The sequence below is a fragment of the Pseudomonas sp. MIL19 genome, assembly GCF_028680365.1.
GTDB lineage: Bacteria > Pseudomonadota > Gammaproteobacteria > Pseudomonadales > Pseudomonadaceae > Aquipseudomonas > Aquipseudomonas spirodelae.
Map to the genome: position 1 here is coordinate 1 of NZ_JAPPVG010000088.1, position 598 is coordinate 598.

General features: G+C 55.0%; 2 protein-coding genes. Both read right to left on the minus strand.

Going from position 1 to position 598, the window contains the following annotated elements:
• Nucleotides 1–173 precede the first annotated feature (173 nt).
• Entirely contained in the window at nucleotides 174–350 is a 177-nt protein-coding gene (locus tag N1078_RS19765) for a diguanylate cyclase domain-containing protein (protein WP_078466174.1), read from the minus strand.
• Nucleotides 351–487: 137 nt separating this feature from the next.
• A complete protein-coding gene (locus N1078_RS19770; protein ID WP_443218126.1) occupies nucleotides 488–586 on the minus strand; it encodes a hypothetical protein in 99 nt (32 codons plus the stop codon).
• Nucleotides 587–598: the final 12 nt, after the last annotated feature.

The following is a 598-nucleotide window of genomic DNA, read 5'->3' on the forward strand; positions in this document are numbered from 1 at the left end:
CAAGGTGAGTTCGGCAGACGCTTACAGTTCCGCGCCCCCAGCGACCGTTGATGGCGCTCATGGTGCTCACCAAGTCCGGCGTTAGCAAACATCGGGTTGCTTCTCTGTGTCATGGCGATTCGCCGCCGGCAATTTATCGCCTAGTGCTGACGAGCTGCTGTGCCAAAAAAGAGTTACGGAAGTATTCGCGGAAGGCTTTCATTGGCGCGGTACATGGCCAGATCTGCATGCATGATGAGATCGTTCGTGCATTGCCCATCTTTGGGCGCGATGGCGACCCCCAGGCTGGCTGACACGACTAGGCTGTGCCCTAGGATTTCAATGGGGTGCGTGAACGGTCTCCTGGACACGGGCTAACTCACGCAGACGCTTGTCGAATGAGCGACTAAAACAGATCTCCAGTCTGAGTTCGATCTCATTCAGCGACGGCTTTATAACCTTCGCTGACAACTTCATTTTCAGCTCAGCCTTACACGCTAATTTCCCCTTATGTTCGGGTGATCGGTTCCGGCTTACCAAACAGGTAACCTTGGAACGCTCGGCAGCCGATAGCAATCAGCAACTCCAGTTGTTCGCGCTGCTCCACGCCTTCGGCTAC